This is a genomic window from Pseudoalteromonas sp. ABE4_541 (assembly GCF_056312285.1).
In genome coordinates, this window is the sequence record NZ_JBSVEM010000029.1 from 1 (window position 1) to 17,921 (window position 17,921).

12 protein-coding genes are annotated in these 17,921 nt (G+C 45.7%); 9 read left to right on the forward strand and 3 right to left on the reverse strand.

From position 1 onward, the window contains the following. Positions 1 to 284: 284 nt before the first annotated feature. Both ACW689_RS20015 and ACW689_RS20020 read right to left on the reverse strand, forming a co-directional pair. Positions 285 to 935, reverse strand: coding sequence for a substrate-binding periplasmic protein (locus ACW689_RS20015; protein ID WP_476294030.1), 651 nt, complete (start codon positions 933 to 935; stop codon positions 285 to 287). 337 nt (positions 936 to 1,272) lie between these two features. Next, positions 1,273 to 1,800 carry an RNA polymerase sigma factor gene (locus tag ACW689_RS20020; protein ID WP_476294032.1) on the reverse strand — a complete coding sequence of 176 codons (528 nt, stop codon included), beginning with the start codon at positions 1,798 to 1,800 and terminating at the stop codon, positions 1,273 to 1,275. 354 nt (positions 1,801 to 2,154) lie between these two features. Here ACW689_RS20020 and ACW689_RS20025 point away from each other — a divergent pair, with 354 nt between their 5' ends. From ACW689_RS20025 to ACW689_RS20060, 8 genes are read left to right on the forward strand one after another with little or no spacing between them, the layout of a single operon-like run. Continuing rightward, complete coding sequence (locus tag ACW689_RS20025) at positions 2,155 to 3,807, forward strand: (2,3-dihydroxybenzoyl)adenylate synthase (protein ID WP_476294034.1); 1,653 nt, start codon at positions 2,155 to 2,157, stop codon at positions 3,805 to 3,807. A gap of 19 nt (positions 3,808 to 3,826) precedes the next feature. After that, positions 3,827 to 4,726 (forward strand): isochorismatase, encoded by a 900-nt coding sequence (locus tag ACW689_RS20030; protein ID WP_476294036.1) that lies wholly within the window; start codon positions 3,827 to 3,829, stop codon positions 4,724 to 4,726. Continuing rightward, a complete protein-coding gene (locus ACW689_RS20035) occupies positions 4,723 to 9,054 on the forward strand; it encodes an amino acid adenylation domain-containing protein (protein ID WP_476294038.1) in 4,332 nt (1,443 codons plus the stop codon). Before ACW689_RS20030 ends, ACW689_RS20035 begins: the two co-directional genes overlap by 4 nt. Next, positions 9,051 to 9,872: a siderophore-interacting protein gene (locus ACW689_RS20040; RefSeq protein ID WP_476294040.1), complete on the forward strand. Its 822-nt coding sequence runs from the start codon at positions 9,051 to 9,053 to the stop codon at positions 9,870 to 9,872. The genes ACW689_RS20035 and ACW689_RS20040 overlap by 4 nt, the downstream gene beginning before the upstream one ends. Continuing rightward, the gene (gene dhbA / locus ACW689_RS20045; RefSeq protein WP_476294042.1) at positions 9,872 to 10,645 is read left to right on the forward strand and encodes a 2,3-dihydro-2,3-dihydroxybenzoate dehydrogenase; all 774 of its coding nucleotides are present in this window, start codon (positions 9,872 to 9,874) and stop codon (positions 10,643 to 10,645) included. The genes ACW689_RS20040 and dhbA overlap by 1 nt, the downstream gene beginning before the upstream one ends. Before the next feature lie 15 nt (positions 10,646 to 10,660). Further along, positions 10,661 to 11,914: an aminotransferase class III-fold pyridoxal phosphate-dependent enzyme gene (locus tag ACW689_RS20050; RefSeq protein ID WP_476294044.1), complete on the forward strand. Its 1,254-nt coding sequence runs from the start codon at positions 10,661 to 10,663 to the stop codon at positions 11,912 to 11,914. Next, positions 11,914 to 13,446, forward strand: coding sequence for an amidohydrolase family protein (locus ACW689_RS20055; RefSeq protein WP_476294045.1), 1,533 nt, complete (start codon positions 11,914 to 11,916; stop codon positions 13,444 to 13,446). The genes ACW689_RS20050 and ACW689_RS20055 overlap by 1 nt, the downstream gene beginning before the upstream one ends. Beyond that, positions 13,443 to 14,621, forward strand: a complete 1,179-nt coding sequence (locus tag ACW689_RS20060) for an MFS transporter (protein WP_476294047.1) — start codon at positions 13,443 to 13,445, stop codon at positions 14,619 to 14,621. Before ACW689_RS20055 ends, ACW689_RS20060 begins: the two co-directional genes overlap by 4 nt. Here ACW689_RS20060 and ACW689_RS20065 read toward each other — a convergent pair. Beyond that, positions 14,618 to 15,583 (reverse strand): helix-turn-helix domain-containing protein, encoded by a 966-nt coding sequence (locus ACW689_RS20065; protein ID WP_476294049.1) that lies wholly within the window; start codon positions 15,581 to 15,583, stop codon positions 14,618 to 14,620. The two genes, ACW689_RS20060 and ACW689_RS20065, sit on opposite strands and share 4 nt — an antisense overlap. Positions 15,584 to 15,716: 133 nt before the next feature. On the opposite strand from ACW689_RS20065, the gene ACW689_RS20070 reads away from it, so the two are divergent. Next, a complete protein-coding gene (locus ACW689_RS20070) occupies positions 15,717 to 17,852 on the forward strand; it encodes a TonB-dependent receptor domain-containing protein (protein WP_476294051.1) in 2,136 nt (711 codons plus the stop codon). Positions 17,853 to 17,921 lie beyond the last annotated feature (69 nt).

A 17,921-nucleotide genomic window follows, 5' to 3' on the forward strand; every position in this document is an offset into this window, starting at 1 on the left:
GTCGATGATAGTGTGGCAGTTGCCATGTGAAAGTAGAACATCGCCAGGCACCTATTAAGAGAAAGCCCGATTCGAAAGAGTCGGGCTTTTTGTTGTGTGCAAAATTGTCTCTTGCATTATTGCAGAATAAACTCGGTGATAAAGAGAGTGTTTCGCTCCAGTTGCTAACCTTTTACACTGTTGTTGGAAGGCGCCTTCGGCTTTTCCAACCTACAGAGGCCCGTGATAAGCGAGCGCCATCCCCAATGGTATATACGTGATATGACTCAAGTTCATTCATTCATTCATTCATTCTTTCTATGTAAGCAGTTCTGTTGATAATATTCCTTATAAGACTTATCTTCCCAAAGTGTTGCGATTCCTTTGTCAAAGATCGCTACATATTCTTTGTGGCGCTTATTGATCAGTAAAAAGCCTTGAAGAATGAAAGCGGGTTTCTCCTGATAGGTTATCTTGGAGAGCTGTTTTTTAGTTAACTCTTTTGCGTAAGCTGCTTTTGTTTGTTCTGTTAAAATGACAACGTCGCCTCTTTTTTTTAGCAGGTACGATAAATTTTTAGTTGTGTACGTAGCGTTGACAGTGGTTATTTCATACTTCTTTATAGCTTCCAATAAAGTTTCTGGATAAGTTAGGCCTTGGTTGAGAACAAGTGTGAATGGTTTTAAGTCCTCATAATTATCATATTTAAAGTCTAGCTCTTTAAGGTGATAGAAGCGGGTGACTTCTTCCGTTAGTGGGTAGGAAGTATATGTATAGTAACGTGCTCTTTCTTTGCTTTTATACCAATAAGCGCTGCCAATAAACTCTTCTTTCATGCCTTCATGATATGCTCTGTCCCAAGGCATGAAATTAAATCTAACTCTGTAGTTAGAGACTGCGAATGCATCTCGGATCAACCTTGCTACGCAGCCTTCGTTTGGGCTCGCTTGGTCCATATAAGGAGGCCATTGGCCTGTACTAATATTGAGGGTTTTGCTCAAACCCTTGGTGTGAGAAGGATAACTTGATAGCACCAGAAATAGAAGCAGAGCGAATCGCAATACTGAGATCTCAGAAGGTTAAAGCCATATATTAAATATAGGTTATATTCAGCGTATCATGTTGTGAGTTTATTGATGTTATTCAATACTCTGATCCCTTAAAGAAAATTTGCGTATGTACGCCGATGGATAGTGCTATTAGTTCTTTTTTTGCAATATTTTTAGCAAGTTTATTGCTGCTTTATTGTTATGATTGAGACAAAATGAGACATTAAAGTTTTAAGCTTGATGCCTAAGCGACCACTGTTTGACAAGTAGAAACCACTTCCTGCAGTGTAAAGTTAACTAAAGTAGGTGATATGGCGCATATTTTAGCGATGTCTTTTTGTTTGTAACCACCGCGTTTGTACAAACCTAGAACGTTTTGATGGCGCTTTGATAAAGAGCCAACCGCCTGCATTATTCGCCCGTTAAGGCTTTGCTCAATCAGTGTTTCTTCAATGTTGGTTTGTGTATCAACACACTGAGCAGGCTCTGCATTCTCAATACTGATCCAGCTTTCTTTCGATTTTTTTCTGAGCATATCAATGGCTATATTTTTTGCGGTTTGATAGCAGTACGCACTTTGATTTGATACGGATTCGAAGGGGTCTGACATTTTTGACAGTCGAATGAATGTTTCCTGTAGGGCATCTTCAGCTAAGTATTGGCAGTGTAAAATTGAAGTCAGGTAAACAATCAATTTACTCCTTTGCATTTCGATTACGTCAGACCAACAGTGTTCGGCTTGCACAGGATTAGCACTTTGACCAGCTGTCATTTTCCCCTCCTTTGTTTAATTGGTCGTAATGAAAATAATTATCAGTTAGATCCTAATTCCAATCTTGGCTTTTTGTCAACACATAAAATTTTTTCTTGATCACTAAAATGCAACGTTTGTGTCTTTTTTAGGTTTTCATGGCGAGAACAAATGAAATTAAAAAAATATGAAAATTTTCCTAAATTTTGCCCAAGCGAGATCGTCATAGTGACGTTGTGAGCAAATTAGTTCGTTTGTTAGTTTTTAATTTATTGATTTTAAGACTCTTTACCATTCCTTTGTTTCTAAGGCGAAGCGCTGAAAAAGTTATGTTGGATAGAGCTCCTTTATAAATAATTTCATAAGGTTTTATTTATGTTAAATAGTTGTATCGGTTGGCCGGCTGAGGAAGTTGCGCGATATCGTGAATTTGGGTATTGGATTGATGAGGAATTGTGCCAAATTTTAGAGCGACAAGTGCAAAACAATCCAACCGCTATTGCCGTAATCGACGATGGCAATGAAAAGTCTTATGGCTGCTTAGACAAAGAAGCAACTAGGTTAGCTGGATACTTAGCTAATCAGGGCTTAGCTGCCGGAGATACAGCGATTGTGCAATTGCCAAATTGTTATGAGTTTTATGTGGTGTTCTTCGCACTACAAAAGTTAGCAGTTCTACCTGTTAATGCGCTGATGAACCACAACCAGCTGGAGCTCACGCATTATGCTCATGCATTAAATCCAAAATTAATCATTGCCGATGCTAAGCACCCGTTATTTGCTGACGGTGCATTCACTGAACAACTAAAAACGAGCGCGCCTCAACTTGCGCACGTACTGCTCCGCGGGCAGACAAACTGGACACGCAGTCTCACTGAAAAGCTCTATGCATCAGCTAGTTTCGAGCATTTCGATTCTCTACCTTTTCGTAAACACCAAGCTGACAATGTGGCATTTTTTCAGCTGTCTGGTGGTAGCACAGGTACGCCGAAGCTGATCCCGCGTACGCACAACGATTATTACTATAGCGTTCGGCAAAGCGTCGAGGTTTGCCAGTGGAATGAGCAAACGCGTTATTTGTGCGCGCTACCTGCGGCACATAATTTTCCATTAAGCTCACCCGGTGCGCTAGGCGTGTTTTATGCTGGCGGAACGGTCATTTGCGCGCCAGATCCCTCACCCAGTAGTTGCTTTTCACTGATCCAAAAACACCGTGCTAATTGGACTGCACTTGTTCCACCAGCTGTGACTTTGTGGCTCGACTCACAAGAGCGTGAACGCTACGACTTAAGTTCATTGGCAGTGATCCAAGTTGGTGGCGCAAAGCTTAGCGCTACATTAGCAGCTCGGCTTGAAAATGATTTACAAGTGACTTTACAGCAGGTGTTTGGCATGGCGGAAGGGTTGGTTAACTACACGCGTTTGGATGATAACCAATGGACTCGCCACAACACACAAGGTAGACCGATGAGTGAGGCGGATCTCATTCGTATCGTAGATGAAAATAATCAGCCAGTGCCAGATGGAGAACCTGGATTATTAACGACGAAAGGGCCTTATACGTTCCGTGGTTACCTTAATGCTGAGCTGCATAATTTGGCGGCTTTCACGGCAGAGGGATTTTACTGTAGCGGAGATGTGGTCAAACTCAGCCCATGTGGAAATATTATCGTAGAAGGTCGCGATAAAGATCAGATCAATAAAGGGGGCGAAAAAGTCGCCGCAGAAGAAGTTGAGAACCAACTACTCGCACACCCGAATGTGCACGATTGTGCGGTGGTCGCAATGCCAGATCCGCTTTTGGGGGAACGAATTTGTGCCTTTGTTGTGGTGCGTGATAATACTGAGCAACCATTAACTAAAATCGCCTTGAATCGCTTCATTCGTGGCAGAGGGCTCGCTGATTATAAATACCCAGACCGATTCGAGTTCATAGATAGTTTGCCTAAAACCAAAGTGGGCAAGGTAGATAAACGTGCACTGCGCGAACATATCGCAAACTTACTTACGTCAGTACAAAACGCATAATAAGGAATAGGAAATAATTATGGCGATCCCACGCATCAATTCATATCAGTTACCAACTAATCGTCCAAATAATCGAACGCAATGGCAACTCGATCCTAATAAAGCCGTGCTCCTTGTACATGATATGCAATCCTATTTTGTCGATTTTTACGATGTTGAAAGTGCGCCGATGAAACCGTTAGTTCAGCATATTGAGCGTTTGATCTCAGTAGCAAAATCAGCTGGGATCCCCGTTGTTTACACGGCACAGCCAGCCAATCAAGATCCTAAAGATAGAGCGCTGCTGACAGATTTTTGGGGCACGGGTTTGACCGAGCAGGACACCAGTATATTGCCTGCTATTGCACCGGCTGATGATGATAAGGTCTATACAAAATGGCGCTATAGTGCGTTTAAGCGCAGCACCTTGCTCGATGACATGCGTGCACAAGGCCGAGATCAGTTACTTATATGCGGCATTTATGCACACATCGGTATTTTATCGACGGCGCTGGATGCGTTTATGTACGATGTGAAAGCGTTTGTGGTCGCTGATGCTATTGCAGATTTTAGCGATAGTGACCACCTTCAAGCCTTAGAGTACATTTCATCTCGCTGTGGACAAGTGCAGCTATTAGATGAAGTGATATCAGGCCTAACCGCGACCAATCTAGCTGTTGAAGACGCGCACGGCGCGCCATCGGTTGCGGCGTTACAGCTGGCGGTGGCAACTGTGCTGAATATTGACGTGGAAGAAGTCGACCCAGAAGAGAACCTGCTTTATCTTGGTTTAGATTCTATTCGTGTTATGACTTTGCTTGACCAATGGCGAGCGCAGGGAGTGGATATTACTCTGGCGCAACTGGCTGAAGGGACCACCATCAATGATTGGTATGAGATCATGAGTCAGAGCTCCCAGCCTGAGGCGTTATCGGCATGATTGAATTGCCTTTGAGCGCGGCGCAGCTGGGTATTTGGCTTGGACAGGAAAAGCAGCCACACAGTACCCGCTACAACACTGCTGAATATCTTGAACTCAATACGGTGATCGACGCACAAGCTTTTTTGCTCGCCGGCGCTCAAGTGCTGCAAAACACCACTGCAGTGAATGTGCGTTTTACTTCGCAACAAGGTGAGCCTGTGCAAGCTCTGCTGAGTGAGTCGGAGCGTGTCACTAAATTGGGCGAGTACGTTGATGTGTCGCATCAAGCTAACCCTGATTCTGCGGCGTTGCAATTTATCGCGCAATGGCAAGCGATGCCCTACGATTTAGCGCGTGGAGACTTGTATCGCCATGCGATAGTTCGTCTGGCAACTAATCGCTACTTTTGGGTGTTAGGGGCCCATCATATTGCCTTCGATGGATTTAGTTTTGCGTTAGTCTCAAATCGTGTTTTGCAGGCGTATGAAGGTCATCATGTCACTTCTGATGAAGCACAGTATCTAGCTGTCATTGACGAAGACGCGAAATACCGCGCCAGCAAATGGTATCAACAAGATAGAGCATATTGGCTGGCGCAGTTAAGTGGCTTTGGCAATGCTGTTACTTTGACTCAGCATACGCTCGATGCCAATGCAGAGAAATGTAAAGTATCGACGTTGATAACCGCTGTTCAACTGGCGCAATTAGAGCACCAAGCTCAGTCAAAAAATAGTAATTGGTCAGAGCTGTTATTCACCGTGGTGAGTTACCTTGTCTACCAGCGCAGTGGCGTTGAAAAAACAATTATAGGCATGCCTGTTGCCAATCGCATTGCCTCAAAAGCTGCCAATACGCCGTGTATGCATATGAATATTGTGCCAGTGACGGTGCACTTTGCGGGTGTCGTGCACTTTGCGCAATTGTTGCAACAGGTGAGTAAGCAATTAAAGCAAAGCAGGCGCCATTTTCGTTATCGCTATGAGAATCTTAAAGCTGAGGCTACTACGCAGCAATTACCACAGCGTCTATTTGGCCCCGTAGTGAACATTTTGCCTTTTGAGCGTTTTGAAACATGCCAAGGTGAGACAGTGATAAATCATCCGATATCCGCCGGGCCAGTTGAAGACATTGCATTTATATTTATCAAGCAAGCGGATGGTGGTATTCGCTTTGAAATTGAAGGCAATCAAAGTGGTTATAGTCAGATTGAATTGACGCAGTTACAGCATGAATTTTTAATATTACTTAATCGCCTTTGCGAGCAACTTACGTTGCCTTTGCAAACGATGGTCGCCGACTTGGCTCTATGTGCAACACCAGCTCCCATAGAGCAAACGGGTGTCCTACAAAGTTTGTTTATGCATGCGACAAATACGCCTGACCACATTGCGATACAAACGATAGATGGGCAAGTGCTTAGTTATGAACAACTCGTGCGGCAGGTATTATGGCTGGCTGATAGGTTGAGTAACATAGCGAAGCACGATGATGGCTGTGTGTTGTTGGCGTTGCCACGCAGTCAGCATACAGTGTTAGCAATGTGGGCTGTGCTTCTGACCGGACACCGATTTGTATTTATTGATATTGATGCGCCTTCGAGTCGAAATCGAATTATTGCTGAAGATGCTAAGCCGTTTGTTGCCTTAGTAGATAATGACAGCGCTGATTTAGATCTGTTTAAGGATGTTGGGATTGCGACTTTAAATGTTGTGGAGCAACAGACGCAAATCACCGACGCCTTGGTTGTTCCTGCACTCCCATCGGCTGATGCGCAAGCGTATTTAATTTATACCTCAGGTTCTACGGGCAAGCCTAAAGGTGTACAAATAAGCCATGGTGCATTAGCTGGTTTTGTGCATGGCGCTAAAGCGGCCTATAACATTAAAGCTAGTGACCGTGTGTTGCAGTTTGCCCCATTTCATTTTGATACCTGCATTGAAGAAGTCTTTGTCACGCAAACTGTGGGTGCCACCTTAGTGTTGCGCAATGACGATATGCTAGAGTCGTTTGAGCGTTTTCTAGAGGAAGTCGAAAAACAACATATTACGGTGTTAGACTTACCGACTGCTTACTGGCATGAATTATGTCACTTCCTTTGTGAGTCAAAAACGCGCTTACCACGGGCTGTGCATACCATCATAATTGGCGGTGAGGCGGTTAACAGACAGCGGGCAGAAGCTTGGCGTAAACAGTTTGCACAAACGGTTCGCGTGCTTAATACCTACGGGCCAACCGAAGGCACCGTGGTGGCGACCTATTCTGATCTGAGTGTAAATAGCAACACAAGCCTGATTGGTTTGCCATTGCCGGGTAGAGGCGCAATGGTGATGCGCGAAGCAACTCAAATAGCCAAGTATGGTGAGCGTGGCGAGCTTTGCTTAACGGGTTGTGGGTTAGCCAGCGGGTATTTGGGGTTGCCAGAACAAAGTGCGAACGTGTTTGTAAAGCTTTGGCACCCAGTTCGTAATGAATATGTTGATGCGTATCGCACTGGTGATATGGTTCGTATGTTACCAGATGGCCAACTCGAATATTTAGGGCGTGCCGACTCACAGTTAAAGATCAGCGGTTATCGCATCGAAATTGGTGAGATAGAAGCCGTTTTACTGAGCCTTGATGGTGTGCAAGAAGGCGCGGTGACCATCATCAAAGATAGCCAAGGCAAGCCTAAGGCACTCTCAGCTCATATCGTCAGTGAACAAGCCTGGACCTTGGCATCATTACGTGAGTCTTTGGCTACGTACTTACCTAGTGCAATGTTACCAGCGCAGTTGTACATGCATACTGCCTTACCTAAAACCCCTGCCAATAAAATCGATCGCAAGCGATTGTCAGCGCAGCAAGCTCACACTTCTGTTCCTTCTGCACTCAGTGATTTTGAAGCGAAGATTGCGTCAGTATGGCAAGAGGTGCTTGGTATCAATGGGTTTAGTCCAGAAGATAACTTTTTCGATATTGGCGGGCAATCACTGCAATGTATTCAGGTTGCAGCACGTTTAACGCAGTTGCTTGAACAGCCTGTTAGTGTGGCGTTTTTGTTTGCACACCCAACATTGCAAGATTTAAGTGCCGCTTTACAAACGGGAGAAGTATCTGCAGCAAATACAGGAGCGATTACCGAGCAGCTGCAGAGTGAGCTAGCGCAGTTTAAGCTTCAGCTTCAATCCGTTGTACAGACTGCTTGCGATAAGAGCGATGACAAAACGGTATTGCTGACAGGGGCTACCGGATTTGTTGGCGCACAGCTGCTTAAATACTTACTACAGCAACCTCAATTGCAGGTTGTGTGTGCGGTGAGAGCCGATGATATCCCGCATGGCAAAGTGAGATTACAGAAGGCCTTTGATGCACAAAGTCTTGGTCAGCTTGATTTTGCAAGGATTGATATTTTACTCACTGATATTGCCCTGCCAAAACTTGGTTTGGATGAACACGCATACCAAGCGCTGGGGCAGCGCGTTTCACATGTACTGCACAATGCGGCGCACACTTCTGTGCTGCGTGATTACAACAGTTTAAAAACTGCTAATGCATACACCACAGCGCAATTGCTGATGTTCGCTAAGCACTTCGCTGTGCCATTTAATCATGTTTCGACTATCGCAGTTGCGCCAGCCAATGGCGAGCCGCTGATTGAGTCATTTGTTTCTCTACATGATGGCTTACACGATGGTTACCAGCAATCCAAGTGGGTAGCAGAGGCCATGGTTGCAGAAGCTATACAGCAAGGTATACAAGGACAAGTATACCGATTAGCGCGTGTTATTGGCGCGAAGCAAAGTGGCTATATTAATCGTAACGATTTGGTTTGGCGGATTTTGCGTACCGGCTTAAAGCACCATAGTTTACCGCATTTAGATGTGTTGGAACCTTGGACTCCAGTAGATGTGGTTGCCAAATTTGTGGCAGCGCAAACGCTGTGCACAAGTGACCATGCCGTTTTTAATGTTACACCACAAAATCTTGTGTCTTTATCTCAGCTGTATCTTTGGCTACGCGAATATGGCTTTGAATTTGAGACTATTCCGTTACTCAAATGGATTGAGTTGGTTGAGCAGTCGAGCGATGAAGAAGACTTGGCGATTGCCAGTTTCTTTACTTCGCAAGGCCAAAAGTCATCGCAATCATCACATCAACCCATGGCGCTTGAAGCACATAATGACGGCTTTAAACGAACGAGTCAGCAACATAGCGCGACACTACAGGCGTTTAGCAAAGCCGATTTAGCCAATTATCTTGTTTACGCATTTGCCTGTGGGCTACTTGATAAAGCATATCACCCTGCCGCTTACCAACAGATAAAACAGCAAGGTGCATCGACAAAAATTGCAGAGGAGTTGTTATGAGTCAGCGACAACCAATCAAACCAAGCGGACCTCGCCGCGTATATTGTGTAGCTAAGCGCTACATCACACCGCACCTGTTGCGTATTACGGTGTCGGGGGAACAATTACTCGGATTTCCAGCAGGGTATGACGGCGCACATATCAAGTTGTTTTTTGCCAATCGAGATACTGGCACGCTTGAACTACCTACGCGTGACGAGAGTGGCAAAATCAAATGGCCAGAAAATAGACCTGTCACCCGCGCTTATACTGTTCGCGCATTTCGCCCACACAGTAACGAGCTCGACATCGATTTTGTGGTGCATGGTGATAGCAGCCCGGCATCTGGCTGGGCGGTGAATGCTAAGGTTGGCTCTGAACTGGGTGTTGCTGGGCCGGGTGGTCCAGATCCATTACTGGCTGACGCGGATTGGCATATTTTAGCGGGAGATTTAACCGCGGTGCCCGCAATCAGTGCGCTGGTTGAGAACTTTAGTGCACAGACCAGAGCGCAGGTGTTTATTGAATTGGACAGCCTTGAAGATAAACATCCCATCGCAGCCCCTCAGGGCGTGGATATTCACTGGTTGGTACGTCAAGTTGGTAACCCTACGCAGCTGGCGCAAGAGATAGCAAAAATCACTATTCCCAACGATGTGACTTCTGTCAGTGCCTTTATCGCTGGCGAAAACAGCGCGGTATTGGCTTGTCGAAAACAGTTAATTCAAGACTTTGAGCTGAGCAAAAAGCAACTATATGCCATCCCTTACTGGCGCCGTGGACAAGATGAAGAAACTTATCATGAGCGACGCCACGAGATCATGGATGAGGTGTACTAATGTCAATAGCCAATGAATTTAATGGCCGCATTGCGTTTGTTACTGGTGCGCACCAAGGGATTGGTGAAGCGCTGGTGGCTTTGTTGCTCCGTCAAGGCGCTGTGGTCGTCGCTGCGGATATTGCTTTTGACGCGCAAATACTGACAGAAGTCTCGGCCAATTGCTTCCAAATTAAGCTTGATGTGACCGATCAGGACAACGTGCGCAAGGTGGTTGATGCTGTTGAAGCACAACTGGGCGGTATCGACTACTTGGCCAGTGTCGCGGGTATTTTGCACATGGGGTCGCTACTTGAGCAAAGCGAAACACACTGGCATGACACCTTTGCGGTGAACTGCCATGGCGCTTTTTATCTTTGCCAAGCAGTTGCCAAAAAAATGCAAACTCGACGACGTGGCGCCATCGTAGCTGTGGGCAGCAATGCGGCACAAACGCCGAGAATGAACATGGGCAGTTATTGTGCCTCAAAGGCGGCACTAGACGCTTTAATCAAGAACTTAGCGCTAGAGCTAGCGTCGTACAACATCCGTTGCAATCTGGTTGCCCCTGGGTCGACCAATACCCAAATGCAGCAGCAATTATGGCGCGATGAACATGGTGCTGCCAAAACCATTGCGGGCGATCTTGAGCACTATAAGGTGGGTATTCCTCTTGGGCGCATCGCCTCACCGACTGACATCGCTAACAGTATTTTGTTTTTACTCAGTGAACAAGCTAAACACATCACTATGACCAGTTTGTTGGTTGACGGTGGTGCCACTCTGGGACACTAATTTTTCGAGGATATTATGAATAATCAGCCACTTTCTTTTACGCAATCACAGCAACTTCAAGCACAGGGCGAGCAAGTTATCGCTGGTTTTACGCAGTCGATGATGAAAAAGCCGGAGCAGTTTTCACCGGGGGCATTTCCTGTTTATTTAGCCAAAGGTGAAGGCGCTATGGTGACCGATGTGGATGGTAATCAATACATCGATTTTATCTGTGGTTTAGCGGCCAATACTTTAGGCCATAACCACCCCGTTGTAGTGAATGCCATTACCGAGAATTTAAGTAAAGGGCTTATCCACTCACTGCCCACACAAATTGAAGTACAAACAGCACAAACACTTGTGGATGTGATCCCAGGGGCGCAAATGGTGCGCTTTTTCAAAACGGGTGCGGATGCGAATTCTGCAGCCGTGCGACTTGCACGCCACGTGACGGGCCGAGATGAGATCATGACAGTTGGTTACAATGGCTGGCACGATCAATACATGTTCGACACCCCAGGAGTGCCTGCAGCCATTGCTGAACTGACCCATCGCATGCCATTGTTTATACCAGCAGATGAGCCAAAAATCATCGAGAAAATCGTTGAAAGAAAAGATGAGCTGGCGTTGGTATTGTTGTCAGTGCCTTACAACCGTGTGTTAGAAAAAGCCTTCTTACAGCAATTAAGAGAAACCTGTACTGAGCACGGTGTGATCTTGGTATTTGATGAAGTGGTGACGGGCTTTAGGCTAGCACCGGGCGGTGCCCAAGAGTTCTTTGGTGTTACCGCTGACTTGGTTACCCTATCAAAAGGCATTGCGGCGGGAATGCCGTTGTCGGCGGTAGCAGGTAATAGCGACTTAATGTCGAGAATTAACGAACTACAGGTCTCCACCACCTTTGGCGGGGAAATGCTTTCTCTTGAAGTGTGTGATGCCGTTTTAAAAGAGTATCAACGTACGGATTTTACTGCGCACATAGCCAAATTAGGGGCGATTTTAAAGGCCGAAGTTAACCAGATCTCTGAGCAGTTGGGCACACCACTTCGTGTGGTGGGGTATGATCCTATTCCAATGTTCTTATTTGCTAAAAATCCAGAAGAGCATGTGAAGTTTGCGATCCCATTTTTAGCGCAAATGGCTAAGCGTGGCATTTTAATGCGCCGTGAGGTGAATTTCATTTGCGGTGTCCACACGCAGGAACATATTAATGAAACTATCACCGCTGTGAAAGCGTCATTAATTGAAATGAAAGAAGCAGGTCTATTTGACGCGCAGGATGACGCATAATGGCCTGTTCATGTTTATCGACGCAGCGTTTTTCTGCGCTCGCCAAAGCAATGAGTGAACAGCCATTTGGTAGTGGTCAGGTGAGTGAACTGGACAGCCTCAAAGCGGTATGCAGAAAACCCCATAATGATGGTCAGCGTATATTGATTGATAATGTCTTTATTTACACTGCGGATTTAAATAACACCGTGATCCCAAATGGCTGGGTGCTGGTGCATGGCAAGCAGATAGTCGCATTGGGCGAACAGGGTGAGCAGCCTCAAGAGTTTGACAAGCGAATCGATGGTCAAGGCAAGCTGATGTTACCGGGGTTGATCAATCCACACTGGCACGAAAGCTTTGTTGCGCCCAATCCAGAATTGCCGGACGATAGCCATGTTGAGCCTACCGCGTACTCGAATGGCGGTAATATTCATGCCCTTGGTTCGATGTTTGGCTTCATTTCAACAGTGGGAGACAAACTGAGCTTAGAAGAAGGGCTGGCGATTGCTAGATGGAGCATGTGGACGCAACTGCGCTCGGGTACCACTGCCTTGGGTGATGTAGGCTCGGCAAACAAAGCCGATGCGATGGCTCTTGCGGCAATCGATTTGGGCATGCGCCTGCGGGTGAGCCGTTGGGGCTCGGATGTGATGCTGGAGGCGCATAAATCAACGCCAACCATTATTGCCGACACCGAAGTGCAAACCGCTGACTGGCTTTCTTTGATTGAAACTTGGGATAACCATAGCTCAGGATTGGTTGGTGCGATGCCATCGGTGATGGGCGCATTTGGCAGCTCAGACAAACAACTTGAAGCACTTGGCAGTATCGTACAGCAATACAAGGTGCCTTATGCAACCCATCTTGCGCCGTTGAAAAACGAGCGTCAAGAAGTGGAGCGGGTATTTGGCTTATCGCCGATTGCGCGTTTTGATGCGATGGGGCTACTCACCGACAGATTATTAGCAGTGCATACTGCGTATGCCAGTGAAAATGAGTACCAGCGACTGATCGAAACCGGCGTGAATATTTGTCACTCTCCAGCCCACTACGGCATGTTGGGTGAAGCCACGGTGAGTGAAACAGGGCAAATTGGTCGCTTTTTACAGGATGGCGTGTGGGTGTCTAGTAGCACGGATGGCGACATTTCGTTTATTGGTGGTATGTGTGAAGCAATGCGAGGTGCCCACCTTGGCCACAATGAGGCACAAAATTGTAATACCGCTTGCCCACCCACGTTGGCACTGAAAACGGCGACCTTGTATGGTGCCAAAGCACTTGGGTGGGAGCAGCAAATTGGCTCAATTGAGGTAGGTAAACAAGCTGATTTGGTACTCGTGAACAATGACGATTACCGTTATAAGTTGTCGGGTCATCCACTGCGCACCTTTATCGTTACTGGTTCTAGCAAGGATGTGGATACTGTGATGGTGGCAGGTGACCTTGTTGTGGAAGCAGGGCGTAGCACGCGCTTTGATGAAAATGAGCTATATCAGGATTATCAAAAAGCGGTAGCTAGTGCCCGCAAACGCATTGGAGGCCCAAAATGAGTCAAACGCGTTTAGCGACCTGGTTCTTGCTATTGGCAAGTACCATGACGGTGCTGGCCAGTGCAACACTCGCCCCCGCATTGCCTGCCATGACAGCAGCGTTTTCTCACATTGATAATGCAGCGTTTTGGGCCAAAATGACTTTGGCGTTACCAGGCTTGGTCATCGCCTTGTGTGCTCCGTTGGCGGGCACTTTAGTTGACAAGCTTAATAGTCAAAAACTATTGGTCAGCGCCTTAGGGCTTTTTTTACTCAGTGGTGGACTGGGCTACTACTGGCAAGCGTCATTGTGGCTGATTTTATTCAGCCGGGCGCTGATGGGCTTAGCTGTGGCCTTTATTATGGTCAGTGGTACTACCATCGCTGCGCGATACTTTGAAGGGCCTCGCTTTTCCGGTTTTATGGGCTTGCAAGCCGCATTTGGCGGGTTTGGCGGAGTGTTATTTTTAGCGCTGGCGGGTTTTTTAGCTGAGCAACATTGGACTTATGTGTTCGCGATTTATGCTTTGGCGCTTTTGGTGCTACCCGGTGTATGGGTATGGGTCAAAGTGCCTGAACTAAAAACTCCACAAGGACAGCCTTCGGCAATGCCAAGCGATTGGATGAACCGCACTTTTTTAGTGTGCTGTACATTGGCGCTGGTGGAAATCGTTGTGTTATATGGTTTAACCATACATCTGCCATTTCATTTGACTGAGTTGGGGCATTCAGCCAGTACCATAGGTTTGGTTATCGCTGTTTTCTTATTGGCGATGGCGAGTGTGTCAGTGGGTTATGGTCGAGCACGTCAACGCTTGAGTATCAAACAAGCACACTTAGTGGGTTGGTTGATTGTGGCCATTGGTTTTGCCTTACTTGGTGTGGTGGAAACGTTAGTTGCCATAGTCGGTGCAAGTGTGGTGATTGGTGCAGGGTTGGGCCTCATCCGTCCCAATTTGGTAGTATGGTTATTTGAATTTGTGCCGCCTGCTATGCGCGGTAAGGCGATGGGGATCATGACGACCTGTTACTTTACTGGCCAGTTCATCAGTCCTGTGTTGTTTGAACCTGCTATCGCCAGTTTGACGTTTACCAACTTCTGTATTGCATTGGCTTTAGTTATCCTTGTTGTGGCAAGCGTGGTGAGTACATGTTACACACGTTTGGCAAAACCGACTGAAAAACAACTTGGTTAAGTCACTTGGGTGTCAGCTTGATGTGTTTTGATAAACTGCATCGGGGTGACACCAAACTGCTTTTTAAATGCTGCGATAAAGTTGGCAGTGTGATCATAATTGGCCAGGTAGGCCGCTTCACCAATTGATAACCCTTCGACCAAGAGCGCATGACGCGCTTTATTTAGTCTGCTTTGTTTCACGTATTGTTTAGGTGTAGTGTTAAAGCAGCGTTTAAAGAAGCGCTGTAGACTGCTTACGCTCATTGCAAGCTCTTGTGATACTTGCTCAACACTCTTACCGCTATTCAGTAAATCAATGGCAGTGTTTTTTCTTAGTTCCATATCGGTTTGTGGTGGCAAACGATAGAGCGCATGTGTGGTTTGATTGTTCGCCACAAGATAAGGGAAAAAGCAGCTTAACCACTGTATTGCGTTACCTTCACACTCTAATTGCTGGCAAAGTGAGGGGGAACTCGGAGTTTGCATGAGCTGTTGTGTCAAAGTAATTGCCTTGTCAGATAGCGGTAGTTTGACCACCTTGGTATTGGCAAAGAGTGCGTTAGCCTGTCGTTGCAGCCGCGCGTTGACCCATTCTTTTGACACACTCAGAGTGAGTTTCTCGACTTCTTGATGGCTGTGTAAGTAACGCGTAAAAGGTTCTGGCTGTGCAACAATATTGGCAAAAGCGATTGGCTTGTTGGTGACTTCAAAGTGGTAGTATTTATTAGCGACTCTAAATTTGATTTTTCCCTTCAATAATACGGTGATGTTGATACTTTCTTGTAACTCAGCACAATTACTGGTTTGTTGTTGTTCAATACATTGGCTGATATGAAGCTGTAAATGTTCACTTAAAGGCAAAAATGATAAGCGACCAATGGCTATCAGTTTATTCTCGTCACAAACGGTAGTTCGGCTGTTCAAGCCACTGGCAAAGAGTAACTGATTGTTGAGTTGTGCGCTGAAAATATTCCCTTCCATAGTAAGTGCCAATTAATTCTAATAATCATAATAGATTGACGATTTTGCATAACTAATATTTAGAAAGCAACAAAAGTAAAGGTGTACAATATTGCGAGTGATTCGTATTAACATTAAAAATTAAAGGATACTTATGTTGGTTTCTCGCACAAAGCAGTTAGGTTTTCGCCCTTCCACCCTTGCTTTAGCATTAGCGGGGGTTATATCAGCACCGGCTTTCGCAGATGCAGGTAACATAGAAAAAATTGAAGTTTGGTCTACCGCAGTCAAAACATCCGCTCTGTACTTAAAAGAGCAGGAAATTGCCGATAAACAAGCCGATCACATCTCTGATCTACTACGTTCCATTCCTGGTATCGATGTGGGTGGTGCTCACTCATTAAACCAACGTATTACTATCCGTAGTATGGATGACAAAGACCTGAAAATTTCTATTGATGGTGCAGCGCAAAATACTTATATGTATCACCACATGGGTAACTTGCAGATCCATGCCGATATTTTGAAGTCAGTAGATATTGAAACGGGTACTAACTCGGTGATCAATGGTGGTCTGGGTGGTGCCGTACGTTTTGAAACCAAGCAAGCACGCGAGTTGTTAAGCGGTGATGACCGATTTGCCATGCGTGTTTCGGCTGGTGCCGCGGATAATGCGGGTCATAACTACTCTGTAACGGGTTTTGGTTTATTGACCGATGATGTAGATTTTCTTGCTTACTACAATCACGTAGAGCGTGATAACTACGAAGTGGGTGGCGGTAAAATTCTCGATCAGGATGACAAAGTAGTTGCTGGCACGAATGGTGAAGTCAAAGGCTTAGAAGGTGAAGTCAGCGACGCACTTGTTAAACTGGGTTGGAACATAGATAACAACCAACGTATTGCATTGAGCTATGAAACCTATAAGGACGAGGGTGATTATAGTTATCGTCCTGATATGGGCTTAGCGACTGACATGGCGATCACCAACAGCTTGCAGATCCCACTGCTATGGCCGACAGAATTTACCCGTGACACAGTGACTTTAAGCTATGACTTAACTTGGGGTGATAGCTCTTCACTAAAAGCTAGCCTGTATTCTAATACCAGTGAATTGGATAGAAATGAGTCGGGCTGGGCATTATCTCCAAGCCCAAGATTCCAAGCTTACGCAGGTCACGTTACTGGTGAAGCGAAAAACAGTGGTTTGAATGTACTTGCAGAAACACTGGTAAGTGGTTTGTTCGGTGCCGAAGAACATACCTTTACTTACGGTATCGATTACGTAAAACACGACACACAATATGATTTAGCCATCGCGGCTGGAGGGGCAAAGCACTCAGAAGAAACAGCAAAAAACCTCGCCTTCTTTGTACAAGATAAAATCGACTTTGGAAATGGCTTTGCTTTGATCCCAGGTGTTCGACACGATAGCTACGATATTGATGCGGCGACGGTTGATAACGACTTTTCTGAATTCTCATTCTCTTTGGCGGCGCAATACCAGATTAACGACAACCTGATGGTGAAGTTAAGTTCAACCGAATTATTTAAAGGCCCTGAGATCAGTGAAGTGTTCGTCGGTGCAGGTTTGGGGGAAAAGCTAAACTCAGATATTGAAGCTGAAACAGGACTTAACAATGAGTTATCAGTGGCATTTGAAGATGCGCTATCGAGCGATAAAACACTGCGTTTAGGTGCGACCGTGTTTAACACACAAATTGATGACTATATTTTCGATAATGCAGCTTTACCGGGCGGAGCCCCTCGTGAGACATGGAAAGACAATGTTGGTGATATGACCGTCAAAGGTTTTGAAACGTACGCTGGCTTTTCGGTGGATGCATTCTCTTTCCAAATCTCTTACTCTAAATCGGAAAGTGACTTGGATGCATTTGCCCAGTATAGCTCATTACACGGTGCACGTTTAGAGCGTGAGCAAGGCGATACCCTTGCTGCTGATTTTACTTATCAACTGAGTGCATACAATCTAACCTTAAACTGGGACTTTATGGCAGTAGGCGATGTAGCTAAAGGAGTAGACTTGTATGGTGCTGATTTAGACAACAGCAAAGATGGCTTTAACGTTCACAATATCAGCGCACACTGGCAACCTGAAGCGGTTGCGAACCTGCATATTCGAGTGGGTGTAGATAACTTATTTGATGAGTTCTATTCATCTCAATCTTCTAAAAATGGTGTGTCATTCCACCCTGTATTTGGTCAGTTATTCCTAATGGACTATGAGCCTGGTAGAAACATTAAGGCAAACATCTCATATCAATTCTGATAATTAAGCCTTTTATAAAAAATGCCCAGCATATTGCTGGGCATTTTGTTATGTGGATCTGGCTAGGCA

Excerpts from the sequence above, each read along its gene's own strand:
- ACW689_RS20015 (WP_476294030.1), bottom strand. The coding sequence starts at position 935 with ATGGACCAAGCGAGCCCAAACGAAGGCTGCGTAGCAAGGTTGATCCGA.
- ACW689_RS20020 (WP_476294032.1), bottom strand. The coding sequence starts at position 1,800 with ATGACAGCTGGTCAAAGTGCTAATCCTGTGCAAGCCGAACACTGTTGG.
- ACW689_RS20025 (WP_476294034.1), top strand. The coding sequence starts at position 2,155 with ATGTTAAATAGTTGTATCGGTTGGCCGGCTGAGGAAGTTGCGCGATAT.
- ACW689_RS20030 (WP_476294036.1), top strand. The coding sequence starts at position 3,827 with ATGGCGATCCCACGCATCAATTCATATCAGTTACCAACTAATCGTCCA.
- ACW689_RS20035 (WP_476294038.1), top strand. The coding sequence starts at position 4,723 with ATGATTGAATTGCCTTTGAGCGCGGCGCAGCTGGGTATTTGGCTTGGA.
- ACW689_RS20040 (WP_476294040.1), top strand. The coding sequence starts at position 9,051 with ATGAGTCAGCGACAACCAATCAAACCAAGCGGACCTCGCCGCGTATAT.
- dhbA (WP_476294042.1), top strand. The coding sequence starts at position 9,872 with ATGTCAATAGCCAATGAATTTAATGGCCGCATTGCGTTTGTTACTGGT.
- ACW689_RS20050 (WP_476294044.1), top strand. The coding sequence starts at position 10,661 with ATGAATAATCAGCCACTTTCTTTTACGCAATCACAGCAACTTCAAGCA.
- ACW689_RS20055 (WP_476294045.1), top strand. The coding sequence starts at position 11,914 with ATGGCCTGTTCATGTTTATCGACGCAGCGTTTTTCTGCGCTCGCCAAA.
- ACW689_RS20060 (WP_476294047.1), top strand. The coding sequence starts at position 13,443 with ATGAGTCAAACGCGTTTAGCGACCTGGTTCTTGCTATTGGCAAGTACC.
- ACW689_RS20065 (WP_476294049.1), bottom strand. The coding sequence starts at position 15,583 with ATGGAAGGGAATATTTTCAGCGCACAACTCAACAATCAGTTACTCTTT.
- ACW689_RS20070 (WP_476294051.1), top strand. The coding sequence starts at position 15,717 with ATGTTGGTTTCTCGCACAAAGCAGTTAGGTTTTCGCCCTTCCACCCTT.